21 protein-coding genes are annotated in these 18,737 nt (G+C 66.7%); 6 read left to right on the forward strand and 15 right to left on the reverse strand.

The features are described from left to right. Positions 1-34: 34 nt before the first annotated feature. From flgG to AC3WOH_RS29240, 6 genes are read right to left on the reverse strand one after another with little or no spacing between them, the layout of a single operon-like run. The gene (gene flgG / locus AC3WOH_RS29215; RefSeq protein ID WP_492232810.1) at positions 35-817 is read right to left on the reverse strand and encodes a flagellar basal-body rod protein FlgG; all 783 of its coding nucleotides are present in this window, start codon (positions 815-817) and stop codon (positions 35-37) included. A 27-nt stretch (positions 818-844) separates the two neighbouring features. Then, positions 845-1,585, reverse strand: coding sequence for a flagellar basal-body rod protein FlgF (gene flgF, locus AC3WOH_RS29220; protein WP_492232811.1), 741 nt, complete (start codon positions 1,583-1,585; stop codon positions 845-847). A 31-nt stretch (positions 1,586-1,616) separates the two neighbouring features. Next, positions 1,617-2,897 (reverse strand): flagellar hook protein FlgE, encoded by a 1,281-nt coding sequence (flgE, locus tag AC3WOH_RS29225; protein ID WP_492232812.1) that lies wholly within the window; start codon positions 2,895-2,897, stop codon positions 1,617-1,619. A 60-nt stretch (positions 2,898-2,957) separates the two neighbouring features. After that, a complete protein-coding gene (locus AC3WOH_RS29230; RefSeq protein WP_492232813.1) occupies positions 2,958-3,611 on the reverse strand; it encodes a flagellar hook assembly protein FlgD in 654 nt (217 codons plus the stop codon). Between the two features lie 17 nt (positions 3,612-3,628). Beyond that, on the reverse strand, positions 3,629-4,033 hold the full coding sequence (gene flgC / locus AC3WOH_RS29235) for a flagellar basal body rod protein FlgC (protein ID WP_409959578.1): 405 nt from the start codon (positions 4,031-4,033) through the stop codon (positions 3,629-3,631). Positions 4,034-4,066: 33 nt separating this feature from the next. Further along, positions 4,067-4,558, reverse strand: a complete 492-nt coding sequence (locus AC3WOH_RS29240) for a flagellar basal body rod protein FlgB (RefSeq protein WP_492232814.1) — start codon at positions 4,556-4,558, stop codon at positions 4,067-4,069. Between the two features lie 213 nt (positions 4,559-4,771). Here AC3WOH_RS29240 and flgA point away from each other — a divergent pair, with 213 nt between their 5' ends. From flgA to AC3WOH_RS29255, 3 genes are all read left to right on the forward strand, one after another. Next, complete coding sequence (flgA, locus tag AC3WOH_RS29245) at positions 4,772-5,512, forward strand: flagellar basal body P-ring formation chaperone FlgA (RefSeq protein WP_492232815.1); 741 nt, start codon at positions 4,772-4,774, stop codon at positions 5,510-5,512. A 92-nt stretch (positions 5,513-5,604) separates the two neighbouring features. After that, positions 5,605-5,934 carry a flagellar biosynthesis anti-sigma factor FlgM gene (flgM, locus tag AC3WOH_RS29250; protein WP_184860547.1) on the forward strand — a complete coding sequence of 110 codons (330 nt, stop codon included), beginning with the start codon at positions 5,605-5,607 and terminating at the stop codon, positions 5,932-5,934. 57 nt (positions 5,935-5,991) lie between these two features. Further along, a complete protein-coding gene (locus AC3WOH_RS29255) occupies positions 5,992-6,372 on the forward strand; it encodes a hypothetical protein (protein WP_492232851.1) in 381 nt (126 codons plus the stop codon). A 245-nt stretch (positions 6,373-6,617) separates the two neighbouring features. Here the strand turns inward: AC3WOH_RS29255 and AC3WOH_RS29260 are convergent, their stop codons facing one another. The 9 genes from AC3WOH_RS29260 to motA form a co-directional block, all read right to left on the reverse strand. Further along, complete coding sequence (locus AC3WOH_RS29260; protein ID WP_184860549.1) at positions 6,618-7,334, reverse strand: RNA polymerase sigma factor FliA; 717 nt, start codon at positions 7,332-7,334, stop codon at positions 6,618-6,620. Positions 7,335-7,338: 4 nt separating this feature from the next. Continuing rightward, complete coding sequence (locus AC3WOH_RS29265; RefSeq protein WP_492232816.1) at positions 7,339-8,133, reverse strand: hypothetical protein; 795 nt, start codon at positions 8,131-8,133, stop codon at positions 7,339-7,341. After that, entirely contained in the window at positions 8,126-9,658 is a 1,533-nt protein-coding gene (gene flhF / locus AC3WOH_RS29270) for a flagellar biosynthesis GTPase FlhF (RefSeq protein ID WP_492232817.1), read from the reverse strand. The genes AC3WOH_RS29265 and flhF overlap by 8 nt, the downstream gene beginning before the upstream one ends. Beyond that, positions 9,655-11,730: a flagellar biosynthesis protein FlhA gene (flhA, locus tag AC3WOH_RS29275; protein ID WP_492232818.1), complete on the reverse strand. Its 2,076-nt coding sequence runs from the start codon at positions 11,728-11,730 to the stop codon at positions 9,655-9,657. Before flhA ends, flhF begins: the two co-directional genes overlap by 4 nt. Next, positions 11,727-12,890, reverse strand: coding sequence for an EscU/YscU/HrcU family type III secretion system export apparatus switch protein (locus AC3WOH_RS29280; RefSeq protein ID WP_492232819.1), 1,164 nt, complete (start codon positions 12,888-12,890; stop codon positions 11,727-11,729). The genes flhA and AC3WOH_RS29280 overlap by 4 nt, the downstream gene beginning before the upstream one ends. Before the next feature lie 177 nt (positions 12,891-13,067). Further along, positions 13,068-13,700: a protein phosphatase CheZ gene (locus tag AC3WOH_RS29285; protein ID WP_492232820.1), complete on the reverse strand. Its 633-nt coding sequence runs from the start codon at positions 13,698-13,700 to the stop codon at positions 13,068-13,070. Positions 13,701-13,704: 4 nt separating this feature from the next. After that, a complete protein-coding gene (gene cheY / locus AC3WOH_RS29290) occupies positions 13,705-14,091 on the reverse strand; it encodes a chemotaxis response regulator CheY (RefSeq protein WP_184860561.1) in 387 nt (128 codons plus the stop codon). Positions 14,092-14,163: 72 nt separating this feature from the next. Beyond that, positions 14,164-15,096, reverse strand: coding sequence for a flagellar motor protein MotB (gene motB / locus AC3WOH_RS29295; RefSeq protein WP_492232821.1), 933 nt, complete (start codon positions 15,094-15,096; stop codon positions 14,164-14,166). A gap of 15 nt (positions 15,097-15,111) precedes the next feature. Next, complete coding sequence (motA, locus tag AC3WOH_RS29300) at positions 15,112-15,972, reverse strand: flagellar motor stator protein MotA (RefSeq protein WP_184860565.1); 861 nt, start codon at positions 15,970-15,972, stop codon at positions 15,112-15,114. Positions 15,973-16,305: 333 nt separating this feature from the next. Between motA and rfbF the strand changes: the two genes are divergently transcribed. From rfbF to AC3WOH_RS29315, 3 genes are read left to right on the forward strand one after another with little or no spacing between them, the layout of a single operon-like run. Then, positions 16,306-17,088, forward strand: a complete 783-nt coding sequence (gene rfbF, locus AC3WOH_RS29305; RefSeq protein WP_492232822.1) for a glucose-1-phosphate cytidylyltransferase — start codon at positions 16,306-16,308, stop codon at positions 17,086-17,088. A gap of 2 nt (positions 17,089-17,090) precedes the next feature. Continuing rightward, positions 17,091-18,170, forward strand: a complete 1,080-nt coding sequence (gene rfbG / locus AC3WOH_RS29310; protein ID WP_492232823.1) for a CDP-glucose 4,6-dehydratase — start codon at positions 17,091-17,093, stop codon at positions 18,168-18,170. Beyond that, the gene (locus AC3WOH_RS29315; protein ID WP_492232824.1) at positions 18,167-18,730 is read left to right on the forward strand and encodes a dTDP-4-dehydrorhamnose 3,5-epimerase family protein; all 564 of its coding nucleotides are present in this window, start codon (positions 18,167-18,169) and stop codon (positions 18,728-18,730) included. Before rfbG ends, AC3WOH_RS29315 begins: the two co-directional genes overlap by 4 nt. The last annotated feature ends 7 nt before the right edge of the window (positions 18,731-18,737 follow it).

The following is an 18,737-nucleotide window of genomic DNA, read 5'->3' on the forward strand; positions in this document are numbered from 1 at the left end:
GTCCTGGCGGGGCGGCTTGTGACCGGTCTGCGGGTTACATCTGGCTGAGCTTGGCCAGCATCTGGTCCGAGGTCTGGATGGCCTTGGAATTCATTTCGTAGGCGCGCTGGGTCTGGATCATGGTCACCAGTTCCTGCACCACGTTCACGTTGGAGGTTTCGAGGTAGCCCTGCATGATGGTGCCCAGGCCATTGGTGCCGGGCGTGCCCTGCTGGGGCTGGCCCGAAGCCGCCGTCTCGATGAACAGGTTCTGGCCGCGCGGCTCCAGGCCGCCCGGGTTCACGAAAGTGGCCATGGCGATGTTGCCCAGCGGCTGTGGCGCGGTGTTGCCGGGCACGGTGGCGGTGACGGCACCCTCGGCGCTGATGGAGACGCTGGTCGCGTTGGCGGGCACGGTGATGCCGTTGGCAATGGGCAGGCCGCTGGCGGTCACCAGGCGGCCCTGCGAGTCGAGCTGGAACGAGCCGTCGCGCGTGTAGCCGATGGTGCCGTCCGGCTGCGTGACTTCGAAGAATCCATTGCCCTTGATGGCCACGTCCAGGTTGTTGTTGGACTGCTGCATGCTGCCCTGCATGAAATTGCGCGCCGTGGCCACGGTGCGCACCCCCAGGCCCAGGTGCAGACCGGTGGGCAACTGGCTTTGCTCGGTGGTCTGGGCACCCACCTGGCGCAGGTTCTGGTAGATCAGGTCTTCGAACACCGCGTTGGCGCGCTTGTACCCGGTGGTGGACACGTTGGCCAGGTTGTGGGAGATGACGTCCAGCTGGGTCTGCTGGGCCTCCATGCCGGTCTTGGCGATCCAGAGGGAATTGATCATGGCGTTTTCCTAGGGGCTGGTGGCGGTTCAGCCGTTGATGCTCAGCAATTGGCTGGCGGCCTTGTCATCGGCCTCGGCGGTCTGCAGCATCTTGATCTGCTGCTCGAACTGGCGCGAGGCGGCGATCATGCCGACCATGGTTTCCACCGCATTCACGTTGGAGCCTTCGATCGCGCCCGACAGCAGGCGGGCATTGGGGTCGTTCGGGATCTGTTCGCCCGAGGTGGCGCGGAACAGCCCGTCGTCACCGCGCTTGAGCGGGTCTTCGGCGGTGGGCGTGGCCAGTTTCAGGCGCCCGATGGCCGCCGGGGGTTGGCCCGCCGTCTTGGCGGTCAGGGTGCCGTCCGATCCGATCGACACCTCGGCGTTGGGGGGCACGTCGATGGGGCCGCCACCATCCGAGAGCACGGGCAGCCCGGTGTTGGTCAGCAGCGCCCCGGTGGGGGAGACCTCGAAGCCGCCATTGCGGGTGTAGGCCTCCACGCCATCCAGGCCCTGCACCGCGAACCAGGCATTGCCGACGGCCATGGCATCGAGGGCGCGGCCCGTGCGCTGCACGGGGCCCGGCTTGTCGACATAGCCCGAGGTGGCTTCCAGCGCGAACACGCGTGTGGTGGAGCCATCGCCCTGCAGCGGGACGGAGCGGAAGGTGGACATCTCCGCGCGGAAGCCGTTGGTGGACGCATTGGCCAGGTTGTTGGCCAGCACCGACTGCCGGTGGGCAGCGGCGCTGGCACCTGTCATGGAGGTGTAGATGATGCGGTCCATGGCGGCTTCCGGTCAGGGGATCAGGGGTGGGTCAGCGCAGGTTCACCAGGGTGGACATCACCTGGTCTTGCGTCTTGATGGTCTGCGCATTGGCCTGGTAGGTGCGCTGCGCGGTCATCATGTTCACGAGCTCGGCCGTGAGGTCGACGTTGGAGTCTTCCAGCGCACCCGAACGCAGCGCGCCGAAGTTGCCGTCCGTGGCCGTTCCCATCACGGGCTGGCCCGATTCGAAGGTGGCCACCCAGTTGTTGCCGCCCACCGAGGCCAGGCCCTGGGTGTTGCGGAAGCTCGACAGCGCGATCTGCCCTTCGGCGCGCGTGACGCCGTTGGAGTAGCGCGTCATGATCATGCCGTTGTTCTCGACGTTGATGCCCGTGAGGTCGCCCGCGGTGTAGCCGTCCTGCGAGAGGTCGGACACCGAGAACTTGCGGCCGAACTGCGTCACGTTGTCCAGGTTCACCTCGACGTCGTAGGCGGGCAGGTTGTTCGGGTTGGGCGGCGTGGGGTTGACGTTCAGCGTTAGCGCAAAGCCGGTGGCGGGCGGTGTGGCGGCCGGGCCGGTGATCACGCCGTTGTTGTCGAAGGTGATCTGGCCGATGGCCGTGGCCACCACGGGGGGCACGGCCGTGGGGTCGTCGAGGGCGTCGTAGACGTCCCAGGTGTTGTCCGTGGCGGTCTTCTGGAAGTACAGGTTGACCGGCTTGGCCACGCCCTGGCTGTCGAACACGTTGATCGAAGTGCCGTAGGTGGCGCGCGGCGTGGCGGGCACGGGCGGCGTGGCGGCCGGGTCGCCGGCGGCGTCGGTGGCGCGCGCGTCCAGGTTGAAGGCGGCGTCGATGCGGGTGGTCTGCTTAGCGGGGATGGGCTCCGAAGTGGGGAACACCATGGGGATCGGGTCGGTGCCCGTGCGCAGGCCGGTGGTGGGGTCGATCGGGTAGCCCATGACCTTGGCGTTGTCATTGGTCACCATGTTGCCCACCTTGTCCAGCTTGAAGTTGCCGGCGCGGGTGTAGGCGGCAGAGCCATCGGGCAATTGCAGGGTGAAGAAGCCGTTGCCGTTGATCGCCACGTCCAGGCTGTTGCCGGTGATGGTCAGGTTGCCCTGTGTGAACTGCTGGGCCACTGCGGCCGTTTCCACCCCGATGCCCGCATTGGTGCCGCCGGCCGAGCCGATGGCATTGGCCACCATTTCCGCGAATTCGGCCCGCGATGCCTTGAAGCCCACGGTGTTGGAGTTGGCGATGTTGTGGCCGATGACGTCCAGGTTCTTGCTGGCGGCGTTCAGGCCGGAGAGGCCTTGCTGGAAACCCATGGTGTTCTCCTTGAGGGGCGTGTGCGGGGGATCGGGGGAGGGGGCGGCCGGGGTCCGTCGTCAGACGATGGACTTGATCTGGCCGTAGTTGATGTTCTTGCCGTTGGCCAGCGTGAGCACGAGCTGGCCATCGGTGGCGCCCGCCGCCGTGACCTTGGACTGGGTGAGTGCCGTGTATTCGAGCGTGGTGGTGCCGTTGACGGCCTTGACGCGGAACTGCAGGCCTTCGGTGGAGCCCTTGTAGCCGCTGGCGTCCCATTCGAAATTGTGGCGGCCCGCGTCCTTGGGACCCAGGTCCAAGGTGTCGACCACCTGGCCGCCGGGGGTCACCACTTCCACCTCCACCTTGGTGGCGGGGTAGGCGATCTCGAATCCGGCCTTGCCCACCTTGTCGGCCACGGTCATGCCCGAGCCCTCCGTCAGCACATTGCGCCCGACCAGGGTCGTGCCCTGCATGACCTGCAGCGAGTTGAACTGGGCGGCCATGCTGGCCATGGTGGTGTTGAGCTGCTGGATGCCCGTGACGGTGTTGATCTGCGCGATCTGCGAGGTCATCTGGGCGTTGTCCAGCGGGTTCATCGGGTCCTGGTTGTTGAGCTGGGCGACCAGCAGCTTGAGGAACCGGTCCTGGGAGGCGGCAGGGTCGTTGGCGGCCGTCGCCTTGGCGTTGGCGGTGTCGGCGGTCGTGGTGGCGTTGGTGGCGTTGAGGATCATGGCAAGGGTCTCCCGGGTTACTGGCCCATCTGCAGGGTCTTGAGCAGAAGTGACTTGGCCGTGTTCATCACCTCGACGTTGTTCTGGTAGGAGCGCGACGCGGAAATCATGTTCACCATCTCTTCCACGGCATTGACGTTGGAGTGGGTCACATAGCCCTGCTCGTCGGCCGAGGGGTGGCTGGGGTCGTGGATCTTGCGGCCGGGCACGTTGCTCTCGGTGATGGCGCTCACGCGCACGCCGTCCGAGCCCTCCTGCCCCATGTTGGTGGTGCGAAAGACGACCTGGCGGGCCTTGTAGGCATTGCCGTCGGGGCCGGCCACCGCGTCGACGTTGGCCAGGTTGCTGGCCACGACGTTCAGGCGCTGGGACTGCGCGCTGATGGCGCTGCCCGAGACGTTGAAGATGGAGAACATGGACATGGTGGGGTGCCTCTTCTGTCGCGGTGGGGCTCGTTACTGGCCCTGGATGGCGCTGAGCATGGTCTTGGCGTTGCCGTTGATGAAGCGCAGCGTGGCCTCGTAGCGCACGGCGTTGTCCACGAAGGCGGCGCGTTCGCGGTCCAGGTCCACCGAGTTGTTGTCCAGCGCGGGCTGGGTCTGCAGCGAGTAGGCCAGCTTGCCCTTGCCGCCCAGCTCTGCCGACGAGCCTTCGTCGGCGGTGGATGCGGTGATGTGCCGCGGGTCCGTGCCTATCGTGACCGTGGGCCGCTGGGTGGTGTAGCCGGAGTTGCCCAGCGTGGTGGTGGACAGGCGGTGGGGCGATTCGGTGTACGAGGAGCGCTCGCCCGTGGCGTTGCTCAGCGCGTCGGAAAACTTGAAGTCGCGCGCGACGTAGCCGGGGGTGTCGGCGTTGGCGATGTTGCTGGCGATGGCGCGCTGGCGCTCGGCACGCAGGATCAGTGCGTTGCCGTGGAAGTCCAGCCGGTTGGTCATCTTGTCAAGCATGTCTGCCTCACGTCCAGGTTGCGAAATGCCAGCAAACACGGTTTTCTGGCGTGGCTCGATTATGAAAACCGCCCGGATTTTCTAAAGCGCGAAGAGCCTGCGTTTGGGGTCGCAGTTCGGGGCTTCGGCAGCGGCGGCTGGGCCTACAGTGGTGGTCGTGAAATGGCCTGTGCACCGCGCTGCAGGGCCGCATTGACCCACCAGGAGGCGCCCATGGCACCCGCATTTCCCATCTTGTCCACCGCTGGCCGCACTGTGCTCGCCGCGCTTGCATGCGCATGGCTGGCCAACGCGGCGCAGGCCCAGTCCGTGGCCGACCCGGCGGCGGAGCTGCCCGCCCTGACCCAGCGCTGGCTGGACGACGCCATCACGCGCAACCAGCCCGCGGGCCTGCCGCTGCGCATGGAGGTGAGCATCGGTGCGCTGGACACGCGGCTGCGCCTGGCGCCCTGTGCCCGGGTCGAACCCTACCTGCCTGCGGGCTCGCGCCTGTGGGGGCGCACCCGGTTGGGCCTGCGCTGCGTGGAGGGGCAGACCGCCTGGAACGTGTTCCTGCCGGTCACGGTCAAGGCCTTCGGGCCGGCATGGGTGCTGACGGGCAATGTGGCCTCCGGGGCCGTGCTGGCGGCCACCGATGCAGCAGAGGCGGAAGTGGACTGGGCGGCCGACGCCGCCGCGGTGGTGGCCAATCCCGACCAGTGGGTCGGCCAGATCGCCTCGCGCCCCCTGGTCGCGGGGCAGGCCTTGCGCCAGTCGATGGTGCGCCCGCCCAGCATCTTCAAGGCCGGGGCCCAGGTGCGGGTGGTGGCACAAGGCCCCGGATATGCGGTAACCTCGGCAGGCCAGGCGCTCACTGCGGGCGCCGTAGGCCAGACTGTGCGGGTCCGCATGGATAATGGGCGCACCATCTCTGGTATTGTGGGTGAAAATGGGACGGTTGACGTTACCCTTTGATGCATCACACCTGCATAAATAGCTAAAGTCCAGCGCCGAAGGGTCGAAAACATTGCTACGAGCTCCGTGTCATCGGAGCGCTGGAGAAGGCGATGAAGATAGGTCAACAACCGGAACTTCCGGGCGCACTGGCGCAGACGGGGCAGGCCAAGCAGGCCAAAACCCCCGCACCTGCCCCTGCGGCACCCCAAGGAGTGGCCCAGAGCACCACGGCGGCTCCTGCCCCCGGCGTGCCTGTGACGGTTTCCACTGCGGCGCGGGCCCTGGACCAGACCACCCGTGCAGCGAGCGATTTCGACACGAAGAAGGTGGCCGCCGTGCGCGCAGCCATCGAAAAGGGTACTTTCTCGGTCAGCGCCGGCGCGATTGCCGACAAGCTGCTGGCCAACGCCCAAGAGATTTTCTCCCGTTCGCGCGGCTAGCGCGCCATCGCCTCTCGCAGGCGCACCCGCCGCATCCACCAGGAAACACCCGTGAGCATGCCGCTGGAAGACGCCCTGCAAGCCGTAGAGCAGCACATCGAGGCAGTGTCTGCCGCCCTGCTCAAGGCCGACGCCCCCACCTTGGAACAAGCCAGCACCGGGTTGCGCGATGCCGCAGCCCGTTTTTCGTATGCGCTGGATCTCTCCCGCCAGCAGGTGAGCTCCATCACCCCCGCCCTCCAGGCCCGCATGGACGCCATCGCCGCCACCCTCGTGGTGCACCGCGAAAGCCTGGCCCGCCTGGCCGCCATCACCGACCGCCAGACCGCCGTGCTCGTCCCCTCGCAGGACAGCTCCGCCAACGCCACCTACGGCAACGGCCTGGGCGGCAAGCAAAACGCCCCCGGCATCGCCAAGATCTACCGCTCCGCGGGCTGATCGGCGCACGCCACAGGCGCCGCAAGGCCGCACTGTATGGCCACAATTCTGAGTTTGTAGTTTGTATTAGTACATATACGCTGCAGCGCGCCAGCGCCAAGAGCAGGCCGTGGATAGCGCGCTGCCCATACCAGGGCAGCCGTGCAAGGGCCGCCCCGCCGCACGGGCTGCGTCCCCCTTCCCGAATTACGCAGTAATTCGAGAGAAGGGGTGAAGGCGCGAAAGCGCCTCAGGGGGTTGTACGCCTAATGACTTCGCATCTTCGCCCGCAAGCGGGCAATCGACTGGCTGTGCAGCTGGCACACCCGGGATTCGGTGACGCCCAGCACGGCCGCGATCTCCTTGAGATTCATGTCGTGCTCGTAGTACATGCCCATGATGTGCTGTTCGCGCTCGGGCAGCGACTCGATGGCGCTGACCAGCGCCGAGCGCAGGCGGTGGTCGCGCAGCATCTCGAGCGGGTTGGCCGCCTCATCACCCACATGGCGGTCGAGGAAACCATCGTCCTCCTCGTTGCCATGGGTCATGTCCTCCAGGTACACGAGCTGCGTGCCGCGCACCTTGCCCAGCAGGTTCTGGTATTCGGGCAGGGGCATGCCCATCTCGGTGGCGATCTCCGACTCGAGCGGGCTGCGGCCCAGGCGCTGCTCCAGCCGGTTGACGGCCTGCTCGATGTCTTTCTGGCTCTTGCGCGAGCTGCGCGACATCCAGTCGCCCTCGCGCAGTTCATCGAGCATGGCACCGCGGATGCGCTGGGTGGCAAAGGTCTCGAACTGCACGCCCTGGGCGGCTTCGTAGCGCGAAAGGGCTTCCGCCAGGCCCATCATGCCGACCTGGATCAGATCATCCAGCTCCACATTGGGAGGCAGCTTGGCAATCATGTGGTGGGCGATCCGCCGTACCAGGGGTACGTGCTGGCGAATCATCGCATCACGATCGAGCTGGCCTTTGGCGGTGTACATCAGTTCAGTGGCTCCGGACGAGATGTGCGGGCGTGGATGGGAAGCTGCTGGATGCCGCAGCTGCCACCATCGACCCATTGATGGTGCCCGCGTTTTCCAGCAGTTGCAAGGCCAGGCGCTGCAGGTCCTGCGGGTTCTGCGTGGAGACGGCCGTAGTGTGCACGTGCCCGCCGAGGTGGCGCTCGGCGCAGTCCTGCAATGTCTGCAAGGCGACAAGGGTCTTGCGGCGCTCCCGGACTCCCGAGCCGCGCACCAGGGCCGCCACTGTACAGGACAGCCCGGTGTACTGCGCCATCTGTTTCAGACTTTTGTACGTGGTGAGCACCCCGGCGGAGCCGCCCTCCATCACCATCAGCGGGGTGGTGCGGGTGTGGGTGAGCAACTGCCCCAGCAGGGGGGCGGGCGCATGCAGCACCAGGATGCTGTAGGCGCGGAAGTAGGGCTGGATGTCCTGCAGCGGCGAGACATGGGGCGGGCGATCGGTCCGGGTGAGCTGCCACAGGCCCCGGGCGGCGGGAAGCACCGCCAGCGAGGAGGCATTGGCGCCGCCTTCCAGGCCATCGTGCCAGGGGGCCTGGCGCAGCAGGTGGTACAGGCCGGGCGATTCCTCGGACTCGTAGCCCGTGGCGTCGAGCACCACGACCGGGTAGCCCAGGCGCTGCAGGCTGGCGCAGACCTGCCACAGGGTTTCCAGGCCGCTGCCGGGCTGCTCCTGGCTGGCCACGGCCAGCACGCGCAACTCGGTCTGCGGGGTGAAGCTGTGCAGGCTCGCAGCCTGGTGAAAGCCGGTATCAAGCATCGACCAACCCCCTGTCCGTCACCAGTTCTGGCGAGTGTGAGAAAAAGAAATTCAGGTCGCTGGCCTTGGGATCGAACGGCGACTTGACGGGTGCCCGCATCGAGGTGCCGATGAGCTGGTGGGCGTCGGCAGCCTCCCAGTCCTCGGGCACGCGCTGGCCGTTGGTCACGCCGCGCAGCACCATCTGGTGGCGGATCAGCGCGTCGATCGAGGGGCCGAGCTTTACGGCCTCGTCGACCTTGGACAGGATGGCCTGCTGCGAGCCATTGGTCTTGAACGAGGTCAGCACATCGTCCAGCGTGTCGCCGTGGCAGCCGGCGTTGAGCACCAGCAGGCGGTTGACGTGGGGCAGGTCGAGCACGTCGAGCATGTCGCGCTTGCGTGGATCGCGCGGCGCGACACCGGTGGTGTCGATCAGCACCATCTTCTTGCCGCTGAGCAGGCCCAGCAGGTCCTGCAGCGCCGCACGGTCGTGCGCCAGGTGGGCCACGATGCCCAGCATGCGGCCATAGGTGCGCAGCTGCTCATGGGCACCCACGCGGTAGGTGTCCAGCGTGATCAGGCCCACGCTGCCGGGGCCGTGGATGCGCGCGCACAGGGCTGCGAGCTTGGCCGTGGTGGTGGTCTTGCCGACGCCGGTGGAGCCCACCATGGCGAAGATGCCGCCTTGCTCGTACAGGGGGAGGGCGCCGGCATCGGTCTTGAGGTTGCGTTCCAGCACGTCCATGAGCCAGCGCACGGCTTCGGCAGCCGACAGGTCCTCGGGCAGGCGCTCCAGCACGGCGCGGGCCAGGGCGGGCGAGTAGCCGGCCCGGATCATCTTGAGCATCAGATTGGACTGGATCGGGTTCTGGCGCGCCTGGCCCAGCCAGGCCAGCGTGTTGAAGCGGTCCTCGATGAGATCCTTCATCGATTGCAGCTCGTTCATCAGGTTCTGCTGGCCGTTGAGCTGCGCGTTGGACAGGGCGGGCGCTTCCTGGTGGTGGTGGCGCTGTGGCTTGCGTGGGGCCGGCTCGGGCAGGTCCATGGGAATGGAGCGCAGCGGGTTGTGGCGGGCCACCTGGGATGCCGGGCGCTCGCGGGCGAGTTCCTCCGCGCGGTCGCGGCTGCGCTGCATCATGGGCACGGGGTCCGACGGGCCGGCAATCGCTTCATGGCGGCGGCGCAGCATGCGTTCGCGCACGTAGTCCTGGAAGGACAGGGTGCTCATGGCCAGTTGCTCGGTGTCTTCCTCGACCGGGTTGCGGTTCGTGGCGATCGGCTGGGCAGCGCGGGGCTGCGGCTGCTGCTGTTGTTGCTGCTGGCGCTGGCTGGCCTGCACCAGGGGCGAGGCGGCGCTGGCGGCCGGTTGCTTGGCGACCGCGGCGCTGTCCAGGGCGGACAGGGTGTCCTCGGCCGTGGCCATCACTTCCACGCCATTGGCCGTGGGGCGGTTGGACAGGATCAGCGTGCCCTCGCCAAAGGCCATGCGTGCTTTGGCCAGTGCTTCACGGGACGTGGCAGCGTGGAAGCGTTTGATGTTCATGATGCACCTTTGAGGATGGGCCCGATGCGGATCGTGTGGGTCTCGGGAATTTCACTGTGGGCAAGGACCTGCAGACGGGGCGCGACGCGGCGCACCAGGCGGGAGATCGCATTGCGGATCTGGTCGGGAACGAGCAGGCAGGCGGGCAGGCCCATCTCCTCCTGGCGCAGGGCCACTTCGGCGGCCTTCTGGGTCAGGATGTCGGCCACGCCGGGGTCGAGCGCCGGGGCGGCGGTATTGCCCAGGGCCTGCACCAGCAGGCGCTCCAGACCGGGCTCGATGGCGATGACGTTGAGCTCGCGCGTCGGGCCGTAGATCTGCTGCACGATGGCTGGCGACAGGGCGATGCGCACGCGGCGGGCCAGCTCCACGGGGTCGGAGATGCCGCCGGCGTGCTCGGCCAGGGTCTCGATGATGGTGCGGATATCGCGGATGTGCACAGACTCTTCCAGCAGCAGCTGGAGGACTTTCTGGAACGTGGCGATGGAGACCATTTTCGGGACGACTTCTTCGATGAGCTTGGGGGCCAGCTTGGCGACGTGTTCCACCAGTTGTTGGGTTTCCGTGCGGCTGAGCAACTTGGCTGCCTGCACTTGCATCAAGTGTGACAAATGCGTCGCCATCACGGTTTCCGAATCAACGACCGTAAAGCCGGCCATTTGCGCCGCTTCCTTCTGGCGGTCGTCGATCCAGTGGGCGGGCAGGCCGAAAGCCGGGTCGGTCGTGGGCGTGCCGATCAGCGGCGTGGTGATGCCGCCGGGGTTGATGGCCAGGAACATGCCGGGGAAGGCCTCGCCTTCGCCCACCACCACGCCGCGCAGCGTGATGCGGTAGCCGCTGGGCTTGAGCTCCAGGTTGTCGCGCACGTGCACGGCCGGCGGCAGAAAGCCCACTTCCTGCGCAAACTTGCGGCGCACGCCCTTGATGCGGGTCAAGAGGTCGCCCTGGCGGCTCTTGTCCACCAGCGTGATCAGGCGGTAACCCAGCTCCAGGCCCAGCAGGTCCACGGGCTGCAGGTCGTCCCAGGTGGCTTCGCCGTCGGTGGCCACGGGGGGCGGTGCGGGGGCTTCCACAGGCACCTGCTGGCGCTGGTGCAGGGTCCAGGCCCAGTAGCCGATGCCGCCGCCGATGACCAGGAACACCAGGTGGGGCATGCCGGGGATCAGGCCCAGCAGGATCAGCACGCCGGCCGTCACGGCCAGCACGCGGGGCGACATGAACAGCTGCTGCACGATCTGGCGGCCCATGTCCTGTTCCTTGCCCACGCGCGAGATCACCATGGCGGCGGCCACGGAGATCAGCAGGCCGGGGATCTGGGCCACCAGGGCGTCACCGATGGCCAGCAGGATGTAGCTGTCGGCGGCCTGCTTGGCCGAGAGGTCGTGCTGCAGCACACCGATGGTGAAGCCGCCGATGATGTTGATGAGCAGGATCAGGATGCCGGCGACGGCGTCGCCGCGCACGAACTTGGAGGCACCGTCCATGGAGCCGAAGAAGTTGGCTTCCTCGGCCACTTCGGCGCGGCGGCGCTTGGCCTCCTTCTCGTCGATCAGGCCGGCGTTGAGGTCGGCGTCCACGGCCATCTGCTTGCCGGGCATGGCGTCCAGGGTGAAGCGGGCCGAGACCTCGGCGATGCGCTCGGCACCTTTGGTCACCACCACGAAGTTGATCACCACCAGGATGGCGAACACGATCAGGCCCACGGCGAAGTTGCCGCCGATCAGGAAGTGGCCGAAGGCCTCGATCACGGCACCGGCGGCACCGGGGCCGGTGTGGCCTTCGAGCAGCACCACGCGGGTGGAGGCCACGTTCAGCGACAGGCGCATCAGCGTGGTCAGCAGCAGCACCGAGGGGAAGGCGGCGAAGTCCAGCGGCCGCACCATGTAGGCCGACACCATCATCACCATCAGCGCCACGGCGATGTTCAGGGTGAAGAAGGTGTCCAGCATCCAGGGCGGGATGGGCAACACCATCAGCGCCAGGATGGCCACCACGAGCAGGGGCGCCGACATGCCCTGCAGGGCGGAGCTGTTGTTGCCCGCCCATTGCCGAAGGGTGTTCAATTGGTTCATGGCGCGCTGCCTTGCACGGTGGAGGGAGAGGTCTTGTTCAGCGGATCGAGCTCAGGTGGCACGAAGGGTTCGACCAGTTCGCCCGGCATCTGCCCCTCGCCGCGCAGGGCGGCCTTGAGGCGGTACACATAGGCCAGCACCTGGGCCACGGCGGCGTACAGCGTGGCAGGGATGGCCTGGTCGATTTCGGCATGGGCGTACAGGGCGCGGGCCAGCATGGGCGACTGCAGCACGGGCACGTCGTGGGCCTTGGCCAGGTCGCGGATGCGCATGGCAACCAGGTCGGTGCCGCGCGAGATCACCTGCGGGGCGGCCATGGTCTTGTCGTCGTACTTCAGGGCCACGGCATAGTGGGTGGGGTTCATCACCACGAAGTCCGCCTTGGGAACGGCCGCTACGCTGGCGCCGTCGGCCATCTCGCGCTGCTTCTGGCGGATGCGGCCCTTGGTGTGCGGATCGCCATCGGACTCCTTGTGCTCCTGCTTGACTTCCTCGTGCGACATCTTCAGGCGCGAGCGGAAGAAGTAGGCCTGCAGGGGCACGTCGATCAGGGCCGCCATGAACACCACCAGCAGCATCAGGCTGACACCGGAGACCAGCCATTCGGACATCTGGCGGATGGCCATGGGCGAAGGCTGCAGCACCAGCATGGCCACGCGCTCGATGCTGCCCGCCATGTAGTGCCAGGCCACGGCGGAGATGATGGCCGTCATCAGCACCATCTTGGCCACGTTGGCCATCTGCTGCTTGGAAAACAGGTTGGCGACGCCGGACAGGGGGTTGAGCCGGTTGAACTGCGGGCTGATGGGCTTGCTGCTGAAGATCCAGCCGCCGGCGCCGATGGCGCTGAGCAGCGCGGCGCCGCTGGTGAGCACGGCGAACAAGGTGCTGGCGACCAGGCCCACGATGACCATGGTGCGCAGCCGGTCCAGCATGGTGGTGGGGGCCATCACCGTGCTGACGTTGAACACCAGCTGGTGGCTCATGGCCTGCTGCAGCTGTTCCATGAGGGTCGGGGCCAGGACCAGCATGGCGCCGCCACCCGCACCCAGAATCGCCAGGTGCGACAGGTCGCGCGAGCGCGCACCCTGCCCGTCTTCGCGCGCTTTCTGCAGCTTGCGTTCGGACGCCGGAAGGCTTTTTTCTTGGCTGGATTCCATGATGGCATGACAACTCGTGTCCTGCCATTGTCGTGAGCGACCCGGAAATCTAAAGACGGATAAAAGGCGGCTGCAGGCCTCTTTTCCCTTGTACCCTGCTGCCGCTGCACGGCGCCGGGCAGGCGAGCATGGCCATCGCTGGCGGGCGGCGCAGCACCAGGCCGGTCACCAACCGGGTCAGAAACCCAGGCTGGCCAGCAGGTCGTCCACCTGGGACTGGTCGGTGACGATGTCCGGGGTGTTCTCCGGATCCACCACGGGGCCGGCGAGGTGCTCGCGCGGGGCCTCGGCGGTCAGTGCCGCGGGCACATGGGCATGGGGCGGCGCGGTCTGGATCAGCAGCTGCACGAGCTGCTCCTCGATGGTGGCCGCCAGATTGACCACCCGGGCGATCACCTGGCCCGTGAGGTCGTGGAAGTCCTGCGCCATCATGATTTCGGTCAGGTGCGTATCGGCTTCCATGGTGACGCGCTCCACGTCGGTCAGGAAGTTCATGATCTCGCCCTTGGCCACGGCGGCCACAGGGTCTTTCACCAGGGAGGCCACCACGCGGCGTGTCTCGGCCGCGATGAAGTCGTGCTGGGCCTTGGCCTGTTCGACCCGATTGAGCACCTTTTCGGCCGCTTCACCCGTGAGGCGCGCGATATAGGACAGGCGGCTCTGGGCGTCCGGCAGCTCGCCCATGGAGCCGCGCAGCTTGTCGGCGTAGCCCAGTTCGTTGAGCGAATCGTGGAGCTGGCGGGTCAGCAGGCCGATTTTGTGGTGGACATCGGTCGCGGGTTCCCCAGGGGTATGGTCGGGTGTATCCATGGCGTCACAGCCCCATCTTCTTGAGAATCAGCAAGACCTTTTCTTCAAGCGTGGCCTTGGTGAAAGGCTTGACGATGTAACCGGCGGCGCCGCCCTGGGCGGCTGCAACGATGTCTTCCTTGCGGGCCTCGGCAGTCACCATCAGCACCGGCAGGTGCTTGAGCTTGTCGTCTTTCTTGATTTCCGCCAGAAGCTGGAAACCGTTCATGTTGGGCATGTTGATGTCCGTCACCACGAAGTCAAACTTGCCGTTGCGCAGTTTGTTCAGTGCGGCGACGCCGTCCTCGGCCTCGTCGGCATCGGAGAACCCGCTCTCCTTGAGCAGATTGCGCACGATGCGTCGCATGGTGGAGAAGTCGTCAACGATCAAGAAGCGAAGGGCTGTGGTCACGTGGGACCCTTTCGGTCGAAATAGGCTGGTTGTATTGTCAAGTGTGGCAGGTTTGGTGACAAGTCGTAACGATCACCTGCCAGGCGTTGGATTTTCGCGTTTTTCCGTCGGCACTTCCGGAGCACTGGCCGCAGGAGTTCCCTTGCCCAGGAGGCGCTCTTCGGCCTCGCGGGTCAGCACCGTGATGGTAATACGGCGATTGGCGGGCGCGCGGGGATTCGTGGGTTCGAGCAGATCGCTGGCGGCCAGGCCGACCACGCGGCCGAGCCTGGAGTCGGGCATGCCGGCCGAGACCAGCTCGCGGCGCGAGGCGTTGGCCCGGTCGGCCGAGAGCTCCCAGTTGCTGTAGCCGCGCTCACTGTTGCCGTACGGAACGGCATCGGTATGGCCGGCCAGGCTGATGCGGTTCTCCACCCCGCCCAGGGCGGCGCCGATCTCGCGCAGGATGTCGCGCATATAGGGCTTCACCAGCGCGCTGCCGCTGTCGAACATGGGGCGGTTCTGGTCGTCCACGATCTGGATCTGCAAGCCGTCGGGGGTGACATCGATGCGGATCTGCGACTTGTACTCGTTCAGGCGCGGGTTTTCGGTGATCAGCGCATCGATCTTGGCCTGCAGGGCCTTGATGCGCTCCTGGTCCTGCTTGGCCCGTTCGGCGCGGGCGTTGTCGATGCTGGCCTTGCGGTTGTTGTCGGGGTCGGAGTCGGAACGGCGCACCTGGCCGTGCACCTTGGACAGGTCGTTGCCGCCGCCCGGGATCACGCTGGAGCTGTTGCCCGCGCCGTCGCCGCCGGTCATGGCCACCTTGAGCGGAGAGGCGAAATAGGCCGAAATGCCCTGCAGCTCCCCCTTGGCCGTGGAGCCCAGCAGCCACATCAGCAGGAAGAACGCCATCATGGCCGTCACGAAGTCGGCATAGGCGATCTTCCAGGCGCCGCCATGGGCGGCATGGCCGCCCTTCTTGACGCGCTTGATGATGATGGGTTGGAGCTTCTTTTCAGCCATGGTGGGGGTGGGCGCCTACTTCTTGCCCTTCACATGCCCTTCCAGTTCGGAGAATGTCGGTCTGTCGGTCGAGAACAACACCTTGCGGCCGAATTCGATGGCCGTGGCGGGGTTGTAACCCTGCATGCTGGCCAGCAGGGTCGACTTGATGCACAGGAATTCCTTGGCGGCATCTTCGCTCTTTTGTTCCATCAGGCCACCCAGGGGTTCCACGAATCCATAGGCCAGCAAAATCCCCAGGAAGGTCCCGACCAGGGCCGAGGCGATCATGCCCCCCAGCACCGAGGGGGGCTGGCCCACCGAGCCCATGGTGTTCACCACCCCGAGCACGGCGGCCACGATGCCGAAGGCGGGCAGGGCGCCGGCCAGGCGGGCAATCGCCGCCACCGGGGCGTGGGCCTCCTGGTGGTGGGTGTCGATTTCGTTGTCCATCAGGGCCTCGATCTCGTGCGAGTTGAGGTTGCCCGAGACCATCATGCGCAGGTAGTCGGTCGTGAACTCGATCACATGGTGGTCGCTGCCCACCGTGGGGTATTTCTTGAAGATCTCCGACTCGTGGGGGGTTTCCACGTCCTTCTCGATGGCCATCAGGCCTTCCTTGCGGGCCTTCTGGAGAATGTCGTAGAGCATGGCCAGCAGCTCCATGTAGCGGGCCTTGGTGTACTTGGAGCCCTTGAAGGCGGCCGGTACGGCCTTCATGGTCGCCTTGAGCACCTTGGGCTGGTTGTTCACCACGAAGGCGCCCAGCGCGCTGCCGCCAATGGTGATGAGCTCGAACGGCAGGGCCTTCAGGATCACCTGGATGTTCCCGCCGTGCACGATGTACACACCGAAGATGCAGACCATGCTGACGACGTAGCCAATGATGACGAACATGCTGATTCAGTTTGTTTTGGCGGGCGCCAGTCGGGGCTGGGCGGTTGCGGTGGAAACACGGCACCAGGCCGTATCGCTGGTTTTACTGTATCTGATTGTGCGCGAACCAGTCCCGTGAGCAAGCGGTAAAGCGCCCGCCACTTCACGGGTTGCACCGCTTGGGCGGGATTTCCGCCGGTTTTCCCGATTTCGGAGGCTCCCGGAGTGTTTATGCTACGCGATGGCAGGGGCTTTCGAGAACTGCAGTTTCCGCAAATCCCAATTACACACAGGTGATCTACAGATGAAAACAGGCCCGTTTGCGGATGTCCGCGCAGCATGGGAGTACCGTCCATGAAGGCTGTGTTGCTGGCCGGTGGCCTGGGCACCCGCATCTCCGAAGAGTCGCACCTGCGCCCCAAGCCCATGATCGAGATCGGTGGGCGGCCCATCCTGTGGCACATCATGAAGACCTATGCCGCCCATGGCGTCAACGACTTCATCATCTGCCTGGGCTACAAGGGCTACATCATCAAGGAATACTTCGCCAACTACTTCCTGCACATGTCGGACGTGACCTTCGACATGGCCGAGAACCGCATGGAGGTGCACCACCGCCATGCCGAGCCCTGGCGTGTGACGCTGGTGGACACCGGCGCCTCCACGCTGACCGGTGGGCGGCTCAAGCGCGTGCGCGAGTACCTGTCGCCCGATGAACCCTTTTGCTTTACCTACGGCGACGGCGTGGCCGATCTCGACATGGCCGCGCAGTTCGCCTTCCATGCGGCGCACGGCAAGCTGGCCACGGTGACGGCGGTGCTGCCGCCTGGCCGCTATGGCGCCCTGGTGCGTGACGGGGACGGCAAGGGTGCGGGTGTGAACGGCTTTGTCGAGAAGCCGCGCGGCGATGGCGGCTGGATCAATGGCGGCTTCTTCGTGCTGTCGCCAGCGGTGCTCGACCGCATCGAGGGCGATGCCACCCCCTGGGAGGCGGCGCCCATGGAGAGCCTGGCGCGCGATGGCGAGCTGATGGCCTTCGAGCACCATGGCTTCTGGCAGCCCATGGACACGCTGCGCGAGAAGAACCTGCTCGAAGAGCTCTGGCAAAGCGGCCAGGCGCCCTGGAAGTGCTGGTGAGCATGGCACTTCCCGATCCCGACTTCTGGCGCGGCAAGCGCGTGCTGCTCACGGGGCACACGGGCTTCAAGGGCAGCTGGCTGGCCCTCTGGCTGCAGCGCCTGGGTGCCCAGGTCACCGGCCTGGCGCTGCCACCGGCCACCGAGCCCAGCCTGTTTGCGCTGGCCGGCGTGGCGCAGGGCATGGACAGCCATGCCTGCGATGTGCGCGATGCAGCGGCCACGGCCGCCCTCGTCCGGGCAGCCTGCCCCGACATCGTGCTGCACCTGGCGGCCCAGGCCCTGGTGCGCCCCAGTTACGCAGCGCCGCTCGATACCTATGCCACCAACGTCATGGGCACGGCCCATGTGCTCGATGCCCTGCGGGGATTGCCGCAGGTGCGTGTCGCCGTGGTCGTGACCACCGACAAGGTCTACCGCAACCGCGAGTGGGTCTATCCCTACCGCGAGGACGATGCGCTTGGGGGGCATGACCCCTACAGCGCCAGCAAGGCCGCGGCCGAGATCGTGGCGGCGAGCTACCGCGATGCCTTTCTTGCCGCCCAGGGCGTGGCCGTGGCCACGGCGCGGGCCGGCAATGTGATCGGCGGCGGCGACTGGTCGCCCGAACGCCTTTTGCCCGATGCCGCCGCCGCCTGGTCCGCCGGCCAGACCCTGGTGCTGCGCAACCCGCACGCCACGCGCCCCTGGCAGCATGTGCTGGAGCCCCTGGCCGCCTACCTGCGCCTGGCCGAGCTGCTCTGGGCAGACGCCGCCAAGGCGGGTGCCTACAACTTCGGGCCTGCGCCGCACGAGGCGGCCACGGTGGGGCGCGTGATCGAGATCGCACAAGCCTCCTACCCCGCAGCACCCGTGCAGTACCAGAGCGACGCGAAGAACCCGCACGAAGCCGGCCTGCTCGCGCTGGACACGGCGCTGGCGCGCAACCGCTTGGGCGTCGCCCCGGTCTGGGCGTTGCCCCAGGCCGTCGGGCGCACCATGGCCTGGTACCGGGATTTCCATGTGGGCGCCTCGGCGCGCACCCTGTGCCTGTCCGATCTGGAGGCCTTCGAAATGGCCTGCCGGGGAGGCCTTGCGCCATGAGTCGCTTCACCGTGGAGGGGACGCCGCTGGCCGGCCTGGTGACCGTGCAGCGCCAGCCGCTCGCGGACAGCCGGGGCTTCCTGGCGCGCATGTTCTGCGCGCAAGACCTGGCGCCCGCGGGCTGGACCTGGCCCATTGCCCAGATCAACCACACGCACACCGCGCAGCGCGGCACGCTGCGGGGCCTGCATTTCCAGCACCCTCCTGCGGCCGAGGCCAAGCTCGTGAGCTGCCTGCGGGGCGCCGTGTGGGACGTGGCGGTGGACCTCAGGGCCGGGTCCCCGACTTTTCTGCAATGGTTCGGCCGCGAGCTGTCGGCCGCCAACCACTGGGCCATGCTCATTCCGCCGGGGTTTGCTCATGGCTTTCAGGCGTTGACCGACGATTGCGAAATGCTGTACCTGCACTCCGCGCCCTACGCGCCCGCCTCCGAAGGCGGGCTCGATGCGCTGGACCCGCGCCTGGCCATTGCCTGGCCGCTGCCCGTGGCAGAGCGCTCCGTGCGCGATGCCCAACATCCTTCCCTGGCGCCCGCTTTCCCCGGGTTGTCGCTGTCCTGACCGAGTT

It is taken from the genome of Acidovorax sp. FW305-C-20-28, assembly GCF_058783375.1.